Origin of the sequence: Acinetobacter bereziniae, from assembly GCF_016576965.1 — a bacterium.
Classification (GTDB): Bacteria; Pseudomonadota; Gammaproteobacteria; order Pseudomonadales; family Moraxellaceae; genus Acinetobacter; species Acinetobacter bereziniae.
The window spans coordinates 2,250,768-2,266,405 of record NZ_CP066119.1 but is presented as its reverse complement, the minus strand read 5'-3'; the positions used below and the strand labels follow the sequence as shown (position 1 = coordinate 2,266,405).

17 protein-coding genes and 1 pseudogene are annotated in these 15,638 nt (G+C 36.9%); 12 read left to right on the top strand and 6 right to left on the bottom strand.

Going from position 1 to position 15,638, the window contains the following annotated elements:
• Nucleotides 1–24 precede the first annotated feature (24 nt).
• The 4 genes from tusD (at nucleotide 25) to I9192_RS10565 (ending at nucleotide 1,481) form a co-directional block, all read left to right on the top strand.
• Nucleotides 25–393 carry a sulfurtransferase complex subunit TusD gene (tusD, locus tag I9192_RS10580; protein WP_004830867.1) on the top strand — a complete coding sequence of 123 codons (369 nt, stop codon included), beginning with the start codon at nucleotides 25–27 and terminating at the stop codon, nucleotides 391–393.
• Between the two features lie 43 nt (nucleotides 394–436).
• Nucleotides 437–787: a hypothetical protein gene (locus I9192_RS10575; protein WP_005029092.1), complete on the top strand. Its 351-nt coding sequence runs from the start codon at nucleotides 437–439 to the stop codon at nucleotides 785–787.
• 20 nt (nucleotides 788–807) lie between these two features.
• Complete coding sequence (locus I9192_RS10570) at nucleotides 808–1,092, top strand: DsrH/TusB family sulfur metabolism protein (RefSeq protein ID WP_005029094.1); 285 nt, start codon at nucleotides 808–810, stop codon at nucleotides 1,090–1,092.
• A 77-nt stretch (nucleotides 1,093–1,169) separates the two neighbouring features.
• Nucleotides 1,170–1,481 (top strand): TusE/DsrC/DsvC family sulfur relay protein, encoded by a 312-nt coding sequence (locus I9192_RS10565; protein ID WP_005029096.1) that lies wholly within the window; start codon nucleotides 1,170–1,172, stop codon nucleotides 1,479–1,481.
• Between the two features lie 78 nt (nucleotides 1,482–1,559).
• Here I9192_RS10565 and I9192_RS10560 read toward each other — a convergent pair whose 3' ends face one another.
• The 3 genes from I9192_RS10560 to I9192_RS10550 form a co-directional block, all read right to left on the bottom strand.
• On the bottom strand, nucleotides 1,560–2,903 hold the full coding sequence (locus I9192_RS10560; protein ID WP_200150387.1) for a metallopeptidase domain-containing protein: 1,344 nt from the start codon (nucleotides 2,901–2,903) through the stop codon (nucleotides 1,560–1,562).
• A 440-nt stretch (nucleotides 2,904–3,343) separates the two neighbouring features.
• On the bottom strand, nucleotides 3,344–3,823 hold the full coding sequence (locus I9192_RS10555; RefSeq protein WP_004830878.1) for a winged helix-turn-helix transcriptional regulator: 480 nt from the start codon (nucleotides 3,821–3,823) through the stop codon (nucleotides 3,344–3,346).
• Nucleotides 3,824–4,142: 319 nt separating this feature from the next.
• Nucleotides 4,143–5,360: an alkane 1-monooxygenase gene (locus tag I9192_RS10550; RefSeq protein ID WP_199936485.1), complete on the bottom strand. Its 1,218-nt coding sequence runs from the start codon at nucleotides 5,358–5,360 to the stop codon at nucleotides 4,143–4,145.
• 191 nt (nucleotides 5,361–5,551) lie between these two features.
• Here I9192_RS10550 and I9192_RS10545 point away from each other — a divergent pair, with 191 nt between their 5' ends.
• Nucleotides 5,552–6,472, top strand: a complete 921-nt coding sequence (locus I9192_RS10545) for an AraC family transcriptional regulator (protein ID WP_151797346.1) — start codon at nucleotides 5,552–5,554, stop codon at nucleotides 6,470–6,472.
• An 81-nt stretch (nucleotides 6,473–6,553) separates the two neighbouring features.
• On the opposite strand, the gene I9192_RS10540 is transcribed toward I9192_RS10545, so the two are convergent.
• From I9192_RS10540 to I9192_RS10530, 3 genes and pseudogenes are all read right to left on the bottom strand, one after another.
• Nucleotides 6,554–8,428 (bottom strand): SurA N-terminal domain-containing protein, encoded by a 1,875-nt coding sequence (locus I9192_RS10540; RefSeq protein ID WP_200150386.1) that lies wholly within the window; start codon nucleotides 8,426–8,428, stop codon nucleotides 6,554–6,556.
• A 130-nt stretch (nucleotides 8,429–8,558) separates the two neighbouring features.
• Nucleotides 8,559–8,831, bottom strand: a complete 273-nt coding sequence (locus I9192_RS10535) for an HU family DNA-binding protein (RefSeq protein ID WP_004720620.1) — start codon at nucleotides 8,829–8,831, stop codon at nucleotides 8,559–8,561.
• Between the two features lie 165 nt (nucleotides 8,832–8,996).
• Nucleotides 8,997–9,380 (bottom strand): annotated as a pseudogene (locus tag I9192_RS10530) (phasin family protein); the annotation flags it as partial.
• A 366-nt stretch (nucleotides 9,381–9,746) separates the two neighbouring features.
• On the opposite strand from I9192_RS10530, the gene I9192_RS10525 reads away from it, so the two are divergent.
• The 7 genes from I9192_RS10525 to hscA all read left to right on the top strand — a co-directional run bounded on the left by I9192_RS10525 (nucleotide 9,747) and on the right by hscA (nucleotide 15,638).
• On the top strand, nucleotides 9,747–10,400 hold the full coding sequence (locus I9192_RS10525) for a hypothetical protein (protein ID WP_139421107.1): 654 nt from the start codon (nucleotides 9,747–9,749) through the stop codon (nucleotides 10,398–10,400).
• 141 nt (nucleotides 10,401–10,541) lie between these two features.
• Nucleotides 10,542–11,015: an Rrf2 family transcriptional regulator gene (locus I9192_RS10520; protein WP_004830884.1), complete on the top strand. Its 474-nt coding sequence runs from the start codon at nucleotides 10,542–10,544 to the stop codon at nucleotides 11,013–11,015.
• 1 nt (nucleotide 11,016) lies between these two features.
• Nucleotides 11,017–12,234: an IscS subfamily cysteine desulfurase gene (locus I9192_RS10515; protein ID WP_004830885.1), complete on the top strand. Its 1,218-nt coding sequence runs from the start codon at nucleotides 11,017–11,019 to the stop codon at nucleotides 12,232–12,234.
• Between the two features lie 108 nt (nucleotides 12,235–12,342).
• Complete coding sequence (gene iscU / locus I9192_RS10510; RefSeq protein WP_004830886.1) at nucleotides 12,343–12,729, top strand: Fe-S cluster assembly scaffold IscU; 387 nt, start codon at nucleotides 12,343–12,345, stop codon at nucleotides 12,727–12,729.
• A gap of 46 nt (nucleotides 12,730–12,775) precedes the next feature.
• The gene (gene iscA / locus I9192_RS10505) at nucleotides 12,776–13,096 is read left to right on the top strand and encodes an iron-sulfur cluster assembly protein IscA (protein ID WP_004830887.1); all 321 of its coding nucleotides are present in this window, start codon (nucleotides 12,776–12,778) and stop codon (nucleotides 13,094–13,096) included.
• A 100-nt stretch (nucleotides 13,097–13,196) separates the two neighbouring features.
• On the top strand, nucleotides 13,197–13,712 hold the full coding sequence (gene hscB / locus I9192_RS10500) for a Fe-S protein assembly co-chaperone HscB (RefSeq protein WP_009584991.1): 516 nt from the start codon (nucleotides 13,197–13,199) through the stop codon (nucleotides 13,710–13,712).
• A gap of 66 nt (nucleotides 13,713–13,778) precedes the next feature.
• Nucleotides 13,779–15,638, top strand: coding sequence for a Fe-S protein assembly chaperone HscA (gene hscA, locus I9192_RS10495; RefSeq protein ID WP_200150385.1), 1,860 nt, complete (start codon nucleotides 13,779–13,781; stop codon nucleotides 15,636–15,638).

The window sequence follows — 15,638 nt, the reverse complement described above, 5'->3', positions numbered from 1 at the left end:
ATTCTCCAAGTGAATCGCCATCAAATGAGTACTTTATTACTAATCACTGCTGCTCCAAGTTCAATTCATGCATGGCATGCATTGGGGTTAGCTCAGGCTTTAAAAGCAAAAGATCAAGAATTTCGTGTGTTCTTCTATCAAGATGGTGTACAAGTTGCCAACAACTTGCAATGGATTCCTGATGATCAACGTAATTTATCTGTAGAGTGGCAAAAACTCGCAATTCGACTTCCTGTCTGTGTGAGTGCCGCTTTAGCGCGTGGAATAACAGATCAAGAAAATGCTAAACGCCATCAAATTCAAACACATAATCTTGCAAAAGGTTTTAATCTCGTTGGACTTGGAGAACTTGCAGATGCAGTCCAATCTACAGATCGTCTCATTCAATTCTAAGTTGATCTTCCCATTAGAGTGTTGCATTTAAAAGGTGATTTGTGTGAATACTGTACTCGTGGTTATAACCCAAGCAAACTTAACCAATCTGCAAGTTTATGAAAGCTTGTCTGCCACTATGGTTTTAGCTACTTTTGGTTGTAAAGTCAAAGTGTTACTCAAGGGTGCTGGACTAAGTTTGTTAAAATCCGAACTGGCGTTTGATGGTTTAAAACAAGCATTTAAACTCGCGTCAAACATGGTGGATAGCTTTGAATTTTATGATTTAACACCAGTTTTAGTAGAGAATATGAATAAAAGCTCTGCTTTTGTTACTCAATCACAACAAGAGATTGAGTTCATCAATTTGAATAGTGAATTTATTCAATCTTTTGATCGTGTTTTATATTGGTAAGATGGGCAAGGTAGATTTAAATGTCAGATAAAACACTTTACTTAATTCAATCATGCTTTTCACATACAGATCAAGTTTTAACCCAACTAGATCAAATATACTCAGTAGATGATCATATTCTTTTAATGGGAGATGCAGTGCTATATGTATGTGATCACCGTTTAGAAAAGAAAAAAAATCTGTATATCTTGGAAAATGATACAGAAATACTTGCCGAAAAAGTTCCTGAGCATTTTAAATTGATCAATTATGCGCAATTCGCAGAACTGATTTTAGACTTCACACGTTGTATCAGTTTAAAATAAACCGCTATTTTACCCTTTGTTATCTCCCAAGTAATTTAATTGCTTTCTCAATCGAGTTACATCATTTAGGTTGTTTTATGAGTTTAGAATTAGACCAAGACGGTCACTTAGTGGATTATACGGTTTGGAATGAACAGGTTGCTCAAGAGCTGGCACAGAGTTTAGAACTCGAGCTTACACCTTGGCATTTCGAAGTTTTATATGCAGTTCGTCAATTCTATACTCAATTTGGACACTCTCCTGCGACTCGCCCATTGATTAAATTTTTAATGAAAAGCGTAAGCCCTGAGATTGATAATGCAATGTTGCAACAAAAATTTAATACTGGACTGGTTGCTCGACATTTGAGTCGTTTGGCAGGTATTCCTAAACCCGCAAATTGTTTATGAACTATTTATATAAATTGATTCGTTCACATATGTATTAGCGTGAACGAATCCCTGTAGATTATGGCTTAGATAAATAGATTATTTCACTCTTTTTCTAAGTAAATCCCATTGGTATTTGAAAAAATAGCTCAACGAAAAAGTGGGATTGCGTATAGCCCTTGACTTAGTCTTACCATTTTTTTCTTTCTCATCAATTTTTCTATGATCATAATCTAAAAAATTACCTGTCAAACCCGGTAAAAACTGAAAAGACTTGCCTTGGGGATTAATTTTTTGGGAGTCAAACAAATGAATCAATCCAAAACGATGTCCCAACTCATGTACAACGACTTGATTAAATATATCTTCAGGGCATTTGAATAAGGTAACACTATCCCCACCACTACCAACGCCTTCTTCTTTAAAAACATTTGTTACAAAAACATAATTTTTAGCTGCCAAGCTTTTATCTTGGTATTTTTTATAAAATTTACTTAAATCATCTAAAAAATAGCTGGTATTATTTATATTAAGTTTATTTAAAGAAATATTTACATCAACATCATTTTTACGATACTTTCTAAAATCGAATGCTGGAGCATTTATTATTTCTACATTAATTAAGGCTTGGTTAAATGATCTATTTTGTAAAAAATCCTCATAATCATATGAACGTCTCGGTTTTTTTTCATTCGTAATCACATCTACAAAAATAACTTTTAAACTCGGAATCACAGCATTATGGTATAGCATGAGCTGACCGACAACTTCTTTACAACCATTTTTTTCTGCATAGACTAAAATCTCTTCATGGTTTTCCAATGCACTTTTACATGAGATATTAACTGCATTAGAAACTAAATATTTCTGATCATTTTCTTGATTTGATAATTTTTTGTTATTTCCAAAAGTACTAAGAAATCGATTAATATTCATTTCTGAAGGGTCAATCACAATATTTGGGTTTGATGCTTCAAACTTGAGAATAGTTCCATTATTTTTTAACTCAAATTCTTTATTTTTATCAATTGGATTTAATTCACCATCATTCTTGCCTTCAATTAGATTTAGCTCTAAATCTAGTGCTACACTATAGTTCTCACCTTGACCCGAACGATGAACATTAAGCCACTCTGTTGAATAAATCGCCAACCATGCAGGTATGTATTCTTTGCCATAAGGCAAAATTTTTGTTTTTTGTCCATGTGTATAAGTGCTTTTGAGTGTATCTATATCGCCAGTCACTAAAGCAACTTTAATCCTTTCTTCGCTAGATGTTAAGGGTTGATAATAGGTCATTTTTTTTAAAAATTCAGGTCGATACCAATCAAAACCATAACGACCATCAAACACTCTGTCCTCTGCACGTCTAAAATGAATTGTAAATTCTTGAAGGCAGGTTTGAGTTGTTTTTCCAACTGTTGGGCTTGATCCAATTGCCATATCATCGCTCCGTATTACATATTTCTAAGTTATTGAATTTTTAAATTTAAATAATTATCATTTGCCAAACACTTATGCCTTTCTATTAAAAAAAATGGTTATTGATTGTTAATGATCTCAATATGAGTTTTAGAAAAAAATTTATTGTTCAGCTTTAAACGCAAATTTTTTATTTAAGTTTGAATTATATATTTTTTAGTAACACATGGTATAAATTTCACACACTTTAACAAAAATCAATTTATTAAAATAGTAATCAAGGTTAGATGTTTTCCCAACATTCATCTTAATATCGAAACGCATGTATAAATGCCTTTATTTAAATAGCGTGTAATACAATCAAGCTTGTTCAAAGATATTCAATTTTTTGTTTCTGTTCTGAACTGTTTTTAACGTTTTGATCATTCATATTCAATTCATGCTTGATTGATACAATCAAATCATGCCTGTTTACTTTTCTCCAAATATTTAAAAAATGCAGGTGTAACGATTGGCTTTACTTGACGTGCAGTAATCGCTTGCTGACATTCCGAACAGACCAAAATCGCAGTAAATTGATGCCCACATGTTGTATGTTCAAGTGCCATTGGTGCACCTAAGCCTTCATCCATCCACTTATCTGCCCATGTCACCATCGTTAATAAAATTGGATAAAGCTCTAAGCCTTTCTCAGTTAAACGATATTCAAAACGCTCTTGTCGTTCAACATATGGAACTTTGGTAAGTATGCCATGCTCAACCAAACGCTTTAAACGTTCAGCAAGCACATGTCGGGTTACACCTAAATTTGCTTGAAAATCATCAAAACGACGCATTCCCATAAATGCATTACGAAGAATAAGCATCGTCCAACGATCACCCAAAACTGACAATGTGCGCGCAATTGAACATGGTTGATTGCCTATTTCTTCCCACTTCATACAAACGTCCAGATAAGCTATTAGCATCTAAAATTACTTTATGTATACTATGAAAGAAACCTGATAATAAAGATAGTATATTTAAAGAGAATTTTTTTCTTTGAGTTAATTTTAATGAGCAAAATTTTTATCCTCCCCCATTATGTTATGAAGCATACAATCAATATAATTAAATGATCAATTGCCTATCGATGATGATGCAGCTCAATGATGAGTGAATAAGAACAATACATGTTATTCAACATTAAAATCGCAGGATACCTCAAAGAGTTAAATGCAATAAAAGCCCAATATTGGGCTTTTATTGCATTTTTCATGTTTACTTATTGAGCAATTTGTCGATTACACCAAATTTCTTAAAAATACTGGCACGACGTTTTGGATAAATATTGGCTTTATTCAAATCACCTTTATAGTGATCAAATACACGTTTATCCATGATCTTGAACCACCAAGCAGGGATCAGGGCTGGCAATAACATACTTGCATAACCACTTGGTAACTCAGGTGCTTCATCAAAATGACGTAATGCCTGGAATGGACGTGTAGGATAAGCATGATGATCTGAATGACGCTGCAACTGATACAGGAACAAATTCGTCACAATATTATTATTATTCCAACTGTGTTCAGGCATGGTACGTTCATATTTACCTTTTTCATCCTTTTGACGCAATAAACCATAGTGTTCGATGTAGTTAATAATCTCAAACAGACCAATACTATATGCAGATTGCGTAGCCAAGTATGGCAAAATTCCTTTACCAAATACCCCCACCATTGACGAATGGAATGCCGCAGTCATGCCCCAACCTTGCAACAACTCATTGTCTTTACACCAAAATCCAAGCCCTTTTCGTTTAAGGCGGTTGGTTTCGATTTCAATTGCAGACTTAAATGATCCAATGACTGTTCGTGGTAAAAACTCATAAAAAGTTTCACCCATTTGTGAAGATGCAGGGTCTTCTGGAGTTGCTGCACGCTTATGGTGTCCATATGGATGCTCAATCCGGAAATGATTATAACCAGATGGAACTAATGCCAAGTGTGACAAAATATGATCTATGCGATCATGCTTATGACTGAGTTCATGCGCTGTATTGATGGCGATACCATTAATCGCCCCCATCGAAATACCCAAGAGTATCTTATCAAGCAATGAAGTCTGCTTACGACCAACCAAATAGCATGCATACACATTTGCTGCATATTGAATCGGAATAAAAGATTTAACTAATCGAGAATAATAAGGGTCTTGTTCAAGTAATTTTACATCTTCAGCAGTTGGATTGTTTTGATCTTTACCAATCAATGAATCAATGGCTGGAATAATCACATGCAAGACAATCGGACCACCCAGTGCAAACACTTTTTTAAGTGGCTTAGGTGCAACATGATAACCCGCTAAAATTCCTAAACCAATCACTGGCAAAGATGGACTAATCATCCAAAGGTAACGCTTCTTATCAAGTGCCAAACCTGACTTTGGTTTTATGTCCAGCAATTGCTGTTCAGTCAGTTGAACTGGTGCATTCATGGCTGTATCTTCCCTATCTTTCTACTTATCTATATATTTAAATAAAGATCACTTGAAGGACAGTTGTAAGCGTCCATAAAACCTATGAAAAAGTCTTTGGCATCTTCAACATAGAGATTGTCCTTTACGCACATGTTTTAATGACATCAAACCTTTTTATTATTTGAAAATAGGAAATTTAAACCATACTTATGGATGCTTTAAGTAAAATTTTTGATGATATTCATCTCAACCACTCAGAATATATTTATCTTCAAGCGCAAGGGGATTGGTCATTTCAAAGCCCTAAACAAGAAGCTGTCATTGCACATATTGTCTTATATGGTCACGCTTATTTAGAGTTTTCCCCATCGATGCATGTCACCTTACACACAGGTGATATGTTTTTAATTCCTGCAGGTTTAGCCCACACCGTAAAAAATCAGCCCAATACACAACTGGTCGAAAACTTAAATATTGAACCTCTGTTTGATGGACTTAGACAGGATGCCATTGAATTTGGTCAGGGAAGCTCGGAAAAAACTTTAATACTTACTGTCCGATGCCATATGAATGCCATTATGGCACGCCCATTAATCAATGCACTCCCTCCCTATCTACACATTCAAAATGCGCTGAGTGATGAAGCACCTGAGTGGCTTAAAATTGGACTTTATTTTGTATCCGCTGAAACGCGTAGAACTGTCGCAGGCAAGAATAAGATCATGGATCATGTGGTCAGCATTTTAATGATTGAGTCTGTACGAGATTACATTGAGCAAATGCAAGATCATAATAACTGGTTGAATGCTTTGATTCATCCTGAACTATCAAATGCCTTGGCAGCCATCCATAGCCAACCCCAACATAACTGGACTGTTGAAAGTTTAGCTGAAACCTGCTGTATGTCCCGCTCAAAATTTGCCAGCCTGTTTAACCAAATTATTGGCGAGACACCATTGGCTTATTTACAACAACATCGTTTACGTCTTGCCAGTCAGCTGCTTAAACAAGGTCAACTCTCTATTCAACAAATTGCCCATCAAGTGGGCTATTCTTCTGAAACCGCATTCAGTCAAGCATTCAAAAAACAATTTGAGCTTAGCCCGAGTCAATACCGCAATCAACTCTAAAACTTTACGAGACAGTTCCAGAATACATAATCCAATAAAAAAAAGCGCCGAAGCGCTTTTTTTTATTGGATGTTTTCTTAATTATTTAATCTTAGCTTGAGATTTTAAATAACGAGAATAATCATCAAGCAATTGTTCCCCACGGAATTTTTGGTACATTTGAGTCAACTGCTGAACTTCAGCAGGATTCATTTGGGCAATATCTACTTTTTTCACATTGGCAACCGCTACAACAACCAATTCATCAGGTAACTTCGCAGTAGTCACAGACCACATACCTGCTTTGGGTACAGGTTGACTAAATGCAGCACGCTCAATTTCGCGTTTAAGTCCCTGTGAACGCGTAAATGTTCCTGCATGTACAAAATTAGATTGGTATTTCGCTGTCACTGCTTGTGCAGGTAACTTTTTAAAATCTTCAATCATTGCATTTAATTTTGCATGTGCTGCATCAAATGCTTTTTGTTCAATCAACTGTGCTTTTACACGGGCTGTTGCCTGAGCCAGAGGTTGAGTGCCCGCTGGGTAGTATTTACGAACTTTTATCCATACCACATCACCATTGGCAGTTTGTATATTACCTGAAGCTGTTGTATTGCCGTTTTTAATATCTTCAGCAAATAATTTCGTTTTAACCGCAGGATCTGCTAAAACTGGATTAGTTGTCGCTAAATTCACATTCTTGGCTGATTGGACCTGTACTGTTTTCACTGCTTGTGCCACAACATCAAGCGAGTCGCTATTCACAACCTGGTCATTTAAACTATTTACAGTATCAGAGAAGTAATTTGCAGATTTGTTTTTCAGCACTTCGGCTGTTAATTCTGCTTTTTTGCTTTCCAATGATGGAATTGTTCCAGCGGGTGTATTGACTTCAATAATATGATAGCCGAACTCTGTTTTTACAGGTTTCGCCACTTGACCATTCGCTGTTGAAGCCACAGCTTTATCAAAATCAGCACCAAATACACCTGGAGCATAGGCTGCAAGTGCACCACCTTTTGCTTTAGAATCTGGATCTTCAGAATATTGTGCAGCCGCTTGAGCAAAAGTCATACCTGCCTGAATTTTTGCATAAACCTCATTCGCCAAAGTTGCAGCTTGCTCAGGACTACGTGAATCCGTTGTAATCAGGATGTGTTTTACATCATGCTTTAAATTTTGCTTATATTTTTCTACAAATTGCGCATAGGCTTGATTTAAATCCGCATCAGACACCGCAGCATTTGGTTGAGTCAATGTCGCAGGACTAAGCACAACATAATCAACATCTACAGCCGCAACCTGTTTAAATTTATTGAGATGTTTGTTGTAATAATCCGCAATTTCTTGATTCGTCACTTTAACATTCGCTTTATAATCATCCAGCTTCACACTCGATAAAAATAATTCACGTTGTTCAGATTGAAGATTAGCAATTTGTTGAATATCAGATTTACTAATCAAAGCATTATCTGAAATCGTTGAACTCAGAATACTCAATGCAAAATCTTGACGAATATTTTGAATAAATGCCTGACTGGTTAAGCCTTGTGAACGTAAATAATTCGCATATAGATTATTTGAAAATTTACCATTTTCCTGAAAAGCAGGAATCTGTGCAATTTTCTGTTCAATCTGAGTATCGCTTAAAGTCACACCTAATTTATCTGCCTGTTGTCTTAGAAGACTTTGACTGATCAGATAATCAAGTGCTTTATTTGCAATAAATTCTTTATTCAACAGTGACTCGTCCCCATGCACACTAGGATTTGCCAATAATTGATCCGTATAGCTTTTGGTGACCGTTTCTAACTCTTTTTTAGAAATATCTTGACCATTAACAGTTTTAGCGACATCTGCTTTTTGCCCACCACTGAAATAACCTTCAATACCGACCACGGCAAATGGCGCTAAAAATAACACAAGGAGAACTTTACCAAACCAGCCCCTTATGAGAGTGCGAAACGATTCCATGAGTATTCCAATATTATATTTCGTAAGGATTCTAACTGAAATTGTGAAATGAATGAACGAGCAATCACTGATAATTTAATTTTATTTCATAAAAAACGCGCCACGAGGGCGCGCTTTCGATAAGCTCAGATTAAGCTACTGAGTCTTTTAAGCCTTTACCAGCTTTAAAGCTAGGTACTTTGCTTGCTTTAATCTGAAGCTCTTCACCAGTTTTAGGGTTACGACCAGTACGTGCAGCGCGGTCTTTAACACTAAAAGTACCAAAGCCTACTAAAGTCACTGTGTCGCCTTTTTTAAGCGCTTCACCAATTGAAGCAATAGTCGCATCTAATGCTTTACCTGCATCAGACTTTGACAATCCCCCTTTTTCTGCAATCGCATCGATTAATTCTGATTTATTCATGAAGATTACGTCCTCTTATTTCGTTTGTTTAAGTTCCAAGGCTGTAGATCAAAGGCCATGACGACTTTATAGCAATGCTTTGGGGGGAAACGCAAGACTCCAAACACGCTTTTCTCAAAAATTACGACTAAAAATGAGTTTTTTTTTTGATTCACCCCAATTATTTCATTTTTTGAGCAACTGCTCGCGTAAGTTTTGGTTCTCTTCTACTAAGGCATCCACCTTGTGATGTAATTGCATTATTAAGTTCTCTAGGTGCTGAAGATCCTTTGCAGTGACCAAACCAATTCGATTAAGCGAATGATTTACGCCATGATCGAGAAGCTTTTCTACCTTGTCCTTAGTTTCTGTGACAGACTCTTTAGTTTTTTCCGACACTTTGTTCACTGTTTGATCAGTAACTTCAACCGTTTTTGATTCAAGCTCTTCTCCAACTTTGACTAAAGAGTCAAATAACTTATTGCCTTCTTCTTCAGCACGCGAAAAAGCCCCCAACCCGGCCAACCAAATTTGTTTGGTATATTTTCTAAAATCCAATGCTGATTTTTTATGATGTCTAGGTTTTGTATGTGATACATGCTGTTCATTTTGGTCTTCCTGAAGACCGAATTGTTCTTTATTGCTCTTTTTCATATCCTGCTCCATTTGCCCAAAACTCCAGCTTTTAATGACCTATATGACCAAATTATGTAGAAAATATATCTATAATATCAAATAAAACTATTGAACCTTTTGCTAAACTGTTCTACAAAAGCAAAGTAATTGTTTAATGTTAAGGAACACTTGCCAATTCAACAATGGTCATTCAATTATTTTTTTTATATGATTGTTGAAATAATGTGTTTCATATCACGGATGAAATTGTTTCAAAGTTATTTTAGAGATCGGATTCTCAATTTGTTATAGGAATGTTTTATGAATGAATCGCAACAAAAGCAAGGTCACTCTCGTTTGTTGCTAAACATTGTCATGATTATCTTGGAAACCATTTATTCTTTTGTATTAAAACATGATCGTGTTGTTCGCTTACAAGCTAAAAATTTTGTCGAACAGCAAATGACCATCAAGATAAATAGTTACATTCCTTATTTTGATTTCTATATTCAATTTACAGACCGTGGCATTTTGTTTGACTTGCAAGCGCCAGAAAAACCTGTCGATCTTTCTGTGAGTAGCACATTAATTGATTTAATTCAGATTTTTGTTTTTGCCAATCGCCGTAGTATGAAAAAAATGCGTTTGGAAGGTAGTGATATGGTGAAAGATCAATTTCGTGATCTGGTCATTCATTTAACTGCACCCAAACTCTTGTCCGATTGGAAACAGTGGTTAACTCATCCTGATGATGACAGTCAGACACGTGCATCAAAAAAACGTATTGCACCCTTACTTGAAAAAATTGATCAGCAACGTTCAAAGATCAACACTCTTCAGGTTGAGGTAAAGCAATATCAAAATCGAGTTCGACGTCTACAGCAAAATCAACAGCGTTTATATATGGCTTTAGGTGTAATAGGCTTTCTATTTGTTGCACTAATCATGTATAATTTATGGCAAATATTCATGTAAAATATTTTATTAGATTTCATCCTTATAACAATAATAATTAATTCTGACTAATTTAGTCAGAATTAAGCTTAAAAATACTTGACTAATTTAGTCAGGATTCATAAAATTCATACATCTAGTCTAAAACATGTGTATCGAATCATGCGCCTAACTACTCGCGGTCGCTATGCAGTGACTGCACTACTCGACCTAGCATTGCAGCCTACTGAACAAACGATTACGCTTGCAGAAATTGCAGCCCGCCAAACGATCTCTGTCGCTTATCTTGAACAATTGTTCGCTAAATTAAAGCGTCATGGCTTAGTTTCAAGTGTTCGTGGCGCGAATGGTGGCTATCACTTAGCGCGTCATGCTGAAGAAATTACTGTCTTAGAAATTATTGAAGCTGTAAATGAAACTGTGGATGCAACTCGTTGTGATCATAAAGGCAACTGCCAAAATGGTGCGATGTGTTTAACTCACGATTTATGGCAAGAACTCTCTCTCCATATTGCCGATTATTTAGCTAAAATCACCCTTGCCGATTTAGTCGCACGCGACAATGTACAAACCGTTGCGGTTCGCCAAAATTCAGCACCACATGATTCAGCCCTTTTATCGGTTACAGGTATTTGACATGAAACGTCCGATTTATCTTGACTATGCAGCAACTACGCCTGTTGATCCTCAAGTAGCAGAACGCATGATGGAGTGTTTAACCTTTGATGGTACCTTCGGAAATGCAGCTTCTCGCTCTCATGCTTATGGATGGCAAGCTGAAGAAAAAGTTGAATATGCACGTGAACAAGTCGCAAATTTAGTTAAAGCTGATCCACGAGAAATCGTATGGACATCAGGTGCTACTGAATCTGATAACCTTGCGCTAAAAGGTATTGCTCAATTTTATGGTTCGAAAGGCAAGCATATCATCACCAGTAAAATTGAACATAAAGCAATTTTAGATACCTGCCGTGAATTGGAAGAAGAAGGTTTTGAGATTACTTATCTTGAACCAGAACCTAGAACAGGTTTAATTACGCCAGAAATGGTTCAAGCTGCACTTCGTCCAGACACCATTCTTGTTTCATTAATGATGGTCAATAATGAAATTGGTACAGTAACTGATGTTGCTGCGATTGGTGAACTTACTCGCGCCAACAAAACTTACTTCCATGTAGATGCTGCGCAAGCTGCTGGTAAAGTTGAAATTGATCTTTCAACCATGAAAGTAGACTTGATGAGCTTCTCTGGTCATAAAGTTTATGGACCTAAAGGTATCGGTGCATTATTTGTACGTCGTAGCCCTCGCGTACGTCTTAAAGCACAAATTCACGGTGGTGGTCATGAACGTGGTATGCGTTCAGGCACACTTGCTACTCACCAGATTGTGGGTATGGGTGAAGCATTTGAACTTGCAGGTAAAAACTTACATGCAGAACAAGCGCGCTTACGTGTACTTCGTGACAAGCTTTGGAATGGTTTACAAGATTTAGAACAAGTGTTCTTAAATGGTCACCCTGAATATAACGTTGCAAACTACTTAAATGTAAGTTTCAACTTTGTTGAAGGCGAATCATTGATGATGGCATTGAAAGATGTTGCGGTTTCATCAGGTTCAGCATGTACATCTGCAACACTTGAACCATCTTATGTGCTTCGCGCACTTGGTCTTTCTGATGAATTGGCGCATAGCTCAATTCGTTTCAGCTTCGGTCATTATACGACTGAAGAAGACATTGACCATGTCATTAAAATTTCTAAAGCTGCTGTAGAGAAATTACGTGAACTTTCTCCGCTTTGGGATATGTACAAAGAAGGTATCGACTTAAATTCAGTTGAATGGGCTGAACACTAAGTTTCTAAAATCAAACACGGCATTTTATTGAAAATCAGTGAAATGCCACCATATTAGACTGTAGCAATACATATTATCAACGCTGACCCCGAGGTTTGGAGAAGCATCATGGCTTATAGTGAAAAAGTAATTGATCATTACGAAAACCCTCGTAATGTTGGTGTTTTGGATAAAAATGCAGAAAATGTTGGTACAGGTATGGTGGGTGCACCTGCATGTGGCGATGTGATGCGTTTACAGATCCAAGTAAATGACAATGGTGTGATCGAAGAAGCACGCTTTAAGACTTATGGTTGTGGCTCTGCAATTGCATCCAGCTCATTAGTCACCGAATGGTTAAAAGGTAAAACTTTAGACGAAGCACAAGCGATAAAAAATATTGATATCGCAACTGAACTTGCTCTTCCTCCTGTAAAAGTGCACTGTTCTGTACTTGCAGAAGATGCAATCAAAGCTGCTGTTGAAGATTACCGTAACAAGAAAACTAAAGCTTAATATCTGTTGTTTAAGTTTTTACAGATAATTTTTTAATGGAGTTTTCATGATCAATTTAACTGAAAATGCTGCAACTCATATCAGCAATTACTTAAAGAATCGCGGTAAGGGTGAAGGTATTCGTCTTGGTGTGAAAACTTCAGGCTGTTCTGGTTTGGCATATGTACTTGAGTTTGTTGATGATATCGATGAACACGATCAAATTTTTGAACAGTTTGGTGTTAAAGTTTTTGTAGACCCTAAAAGCTTGGTGTATCTCGACGGCATGGAAATGGACTATGTAAAAAATGGTCTCAATGAAGGTTTCGAGTTTAATAACCCCAATAAAAAAGGTGAATGTGGTTGTGGTGAATCTTTCACTGTATAATCACCCTGCACTTTTTTCATGTTAAAACAGTGTCTTGCACTGTTTTAATCATATTTAATTACCCTGTTTTCTTGTAAAACATCGTGGATGAGTATCTCCCATGAGTCATTTTGAGTTGTTCGATCTCCCTGAAGCACTCGATATTGATTTAGCAACATTAAAAGCTAATTTCTTAAACTTGCAACAGCAATATCATCCTGATAAATCGGATGATAAAGACAAAGCTTTAATTAAATCGAGTGAGATTAATCAAGCGTATAAAGCCCTATCTCATGTAGATAGCCGTGCAGCATATTTACTTTCACTCAAAAAGCAAGATCATCACTTAGATCAATCCATTAATGATTTTGAATTTTTGCAGTCTGCCCTCGAAATTCGTGAACAACTCGATGAAGCAACCGATACAGAACAGTTGCATTCTCTCAAAAAAGAAGTGCAACAATGGATCGAGGGCTTAGTCCGGGAATTCAAAATTGATTTTGAAGAAGAAGACTGGGCTGAAGCACGTGATACTGTACGAAAATTGCGTTTTTTCCAAAAAGTCATGAATGATATTGATAAAGCCGAAGATCAACTTCTTGATGATGAAGATTTTAGCTTAGATGATGATTTCTAACTTTTAATTTTAACTACATGTTGAACATGACTTTGTTTTTTAGCTTTTATTTTAAGGATGTAACAAATGGCACTCTTGCAAATTGCTGAACCAGGACAATCAAGTGCGCCACACGAACACCGTATTGCCATTGGAATAGACTTAGGTACAACGCATTCGTTGGTTGCTACAGTACTTTCAGGCAAAGCCAAAGTACTGAATGATGAACAAGGTCGTGTGTTACTTCCCTCTATTGTGCATTACTCTAAAAACTCAACAGAATACGGTGATGCAGCAAAACCATTCATCACAACTGATCCTAAAAATACGATCGTTTCTGTAAAACGTTTTATGGGGCGTTCAAAAGCTGATATTAAATTTCAACATCCACATACTTTAACAGGTGCTGATAATGAAATGCCAACTTTTGAAACCACACAAGGTCGAAAAACACCTGTAGAAATCTCAGCTGAAATTTTAAAGCAATTAAAAGATCGTGCTGAAAAGAGTCTAAGTAATCCTGTAAATGGTGCTGTCATTACAGTTCCTGCATATTTCGATGAAGCTCAGCGCCAAGCAACACGTGATGCAGCAGAATTGGCAGGGCTGAATGTATTACGCTTATTAAACGAACCTACTGCGGCAGCCGTAGCCTATGGTTTAGATCAAGACACCAACCTTGCAACAGATCGTAATTACGTCATCTACGATTTAGGTGGCGGTACTTTTGACGTTTCTATCTTACGTTTCTCGCAAGGTGTTTTTGAAGTTTTAGCCACAGGCGGTCATACCGCACTCGGCGGCGATGATTTAGATCGTTTGATTGTGAAATGGGCAAAAAAACAACTTAATATTGAGACTTTGGATGATGCAGAATATGCACATTTCATCGTTTCTGCACGCAAAGCCAAAGAAGCCTTGAGTGATGCAGAATCTGTTGATATAAAAGTACTGACACACCATCTTACACTAGATCGCGCAACCTTCGAACAGATTATCCAAGTAGCACTTGATAAAACAATAAGTGTATGTAAACGCGTAATGCGCGATGCAAAGCTTACACTTGATGATATTCAAAATGTGGTACTTGTAGGTGGCTCTACTCGTTCTTATGCTGTTCAAAAAGCTGTTCGTGAAGTATTTAACCAAGAACCACTGTGTACAATTAATCCTGATGAAGTCGTGGCTATCGGAGCGTCTATCACGGCTAATCAACTGATTGGTAATTCAAAAGATGGTTCATTACTGCTCGATGTAACCCCTCTTTCACTGGGTCTTGAAACCATGGGTGGGCTGGTTGAGCGTCTAATTTCTCGCAATACGGCAATCCCTGTAGCACGCCGTCAAGAATTCACGACCTATCAAGATGGTCAAACTGCCATGTTGATTCATGTTGTTCAAGGTGAACGTGATTTGGTCGAGCACTGTCGTAGCTTAGGGCGCTTTGTATTACACGGCATTCCACCTATGACCGCTGGTCAGGCGCGTATAGAAGTGACATTCCAAGTTGATGCCGATGGTTTACTTTCTGTGTCTGCAAAAGAAACCACTTCTGGTGTTCATGCCAAGATTGACATCAAACCTTCTTACGGTCTTTCAGAAGCAGATACCGAACGCCTTTTAATTGATGGTTATAAGTTCGCTGAAGAAGACAAGCATTTACGTCACTTGAATGAAACAAAGGTTGAGGCACGTCGTGAACTCGAGGCATTAGAACAAGCATTGAAAGTGGACAGCAAATTACTCGATCCAGAACAATTGCAAGGATTAAATCTTGCAGCCGAACATTTAAAAGTACAGCTTGAAATAGACGATATCAAATCTATCGAACATGCTGTTGAGCAATTAAAAATTCATAGTGATGCTTTTGCTGCAGAACGAATGAATCAGCATATCGATCAAGCGCTCAAAGGCACTAAACTTGATGACTGGTCAAACTCAAACTAA

Excerpts from the sequence above, each read along its gene's own strand:
- hscA (WP_200150385.1), top strand. The coding sequence starts at position 13,779 with ATGGCACTCTTGCAAATTGCTGAACCAGGACAATCAAGTGCGCCACAC.
- I9192_RS10525 (WP_139421107.1), top strand. The coding sequence starts at position 9,747 with ATGAATGAATCGCAACAAAAGCAAGGTCACTCTCGTTTGTTGCTAAAC.
- hscB (WP_009584991.1), top strand. The coding sequence starts at position 13,197 with ATGAGTCATTTTGAGTTGTTCGATCTCCCTGAAGCACTCGATATTGAT.
- I9192_RS10570 (WP_005029094.1), top strand. The coding sequence starts at position 808 with ATGTCAGATAAAACACTTTACTTAATTCAATCATGCTTTTCACATACA.
- I9192_RS10520 (WP_004830884.1), top strand. The coding sequence starts at position 10,542 with ATGCGCCTAACTACTCGCGGTCGCTATGCAGTGACTGCACTACTCGAC.
- I9192_RS10555 (WP_004830878.1), bottom strand. The coding sequence starts at position 3,823 with ATGAAGTGGGAAGAAATAGGCAATCAACCATGTTCAATTGCGCGCACA.
- I9192_RS10535 (WP_004720620.1), bottom strand. The coding sequence starts at position 8,831 with ATGAATAAATCAGAATTAATCGATGCGATTGCAGAAAAAGGGGGATTG.
- I9192_RS10540 (WP_200150386.1), bottom strand. The coding sequence starts at position 8,428 with ATGGAATCGTTTCGCACTCTCATAAGGGGCTGGTTTGGTAAAGTTCTC.
- I9192_RS10515 (WP_004830885.1), top strand. The coding sequence starts at position 11,017 with ATGAAACGTCCGATTTATCTTGACTATGCAGCAACTACGCCTGTTGAT.
- iscA (WP_004830887.1), top strand. The coding sequence starts at position 12,776 with ATGATCAATTTAACTGAAAATGCTGCAACTCATATCAGCAATTACTTA.
- I9192_RS10560 (WP_200150387.1), bottom strand. The coding sequence starts at position 2,903 with ATGGCAATTGGATCAAGCCCAACAGTTGGAAAAACAACTCAAACCTGC.
- I9192_RS10545 (WP_151797346.1), top strand. The coding sequence starts at position 5,552 with ATGGATGCTTTAAGTAAAATTTTTGATGATATTCATCTCAACCACTCA.
- iscU (WP_004830886.1), top strand. The coding sequence starts at position 12,343 with ATGGCTTATAGTGAAAAAGTAATTGATCATTACGAAAACCCTCGTAAT.
- I9192_RS10550 (WP_199936485.1), bottom strand. The coding sequence starts at position 5,360 with ATGAATGCACCAGTTCAACTGACTGAACAGCAATTGCTGGACATAAAA.
- tusD (WP_004830867.1), top strand. The coding sequence starts at position 25 with ATGAGTACTTTATTACTAATCACTGCTGCTCCAAGTTCAATTCATGCA.
- I9192_RS10565 (WP_005029096.1), top strand. The coding sequence starts at position 1,170 with ATGAGTTTAGAATTAGACCAAGACGGTCACTTAGTGGATTATACGGTT.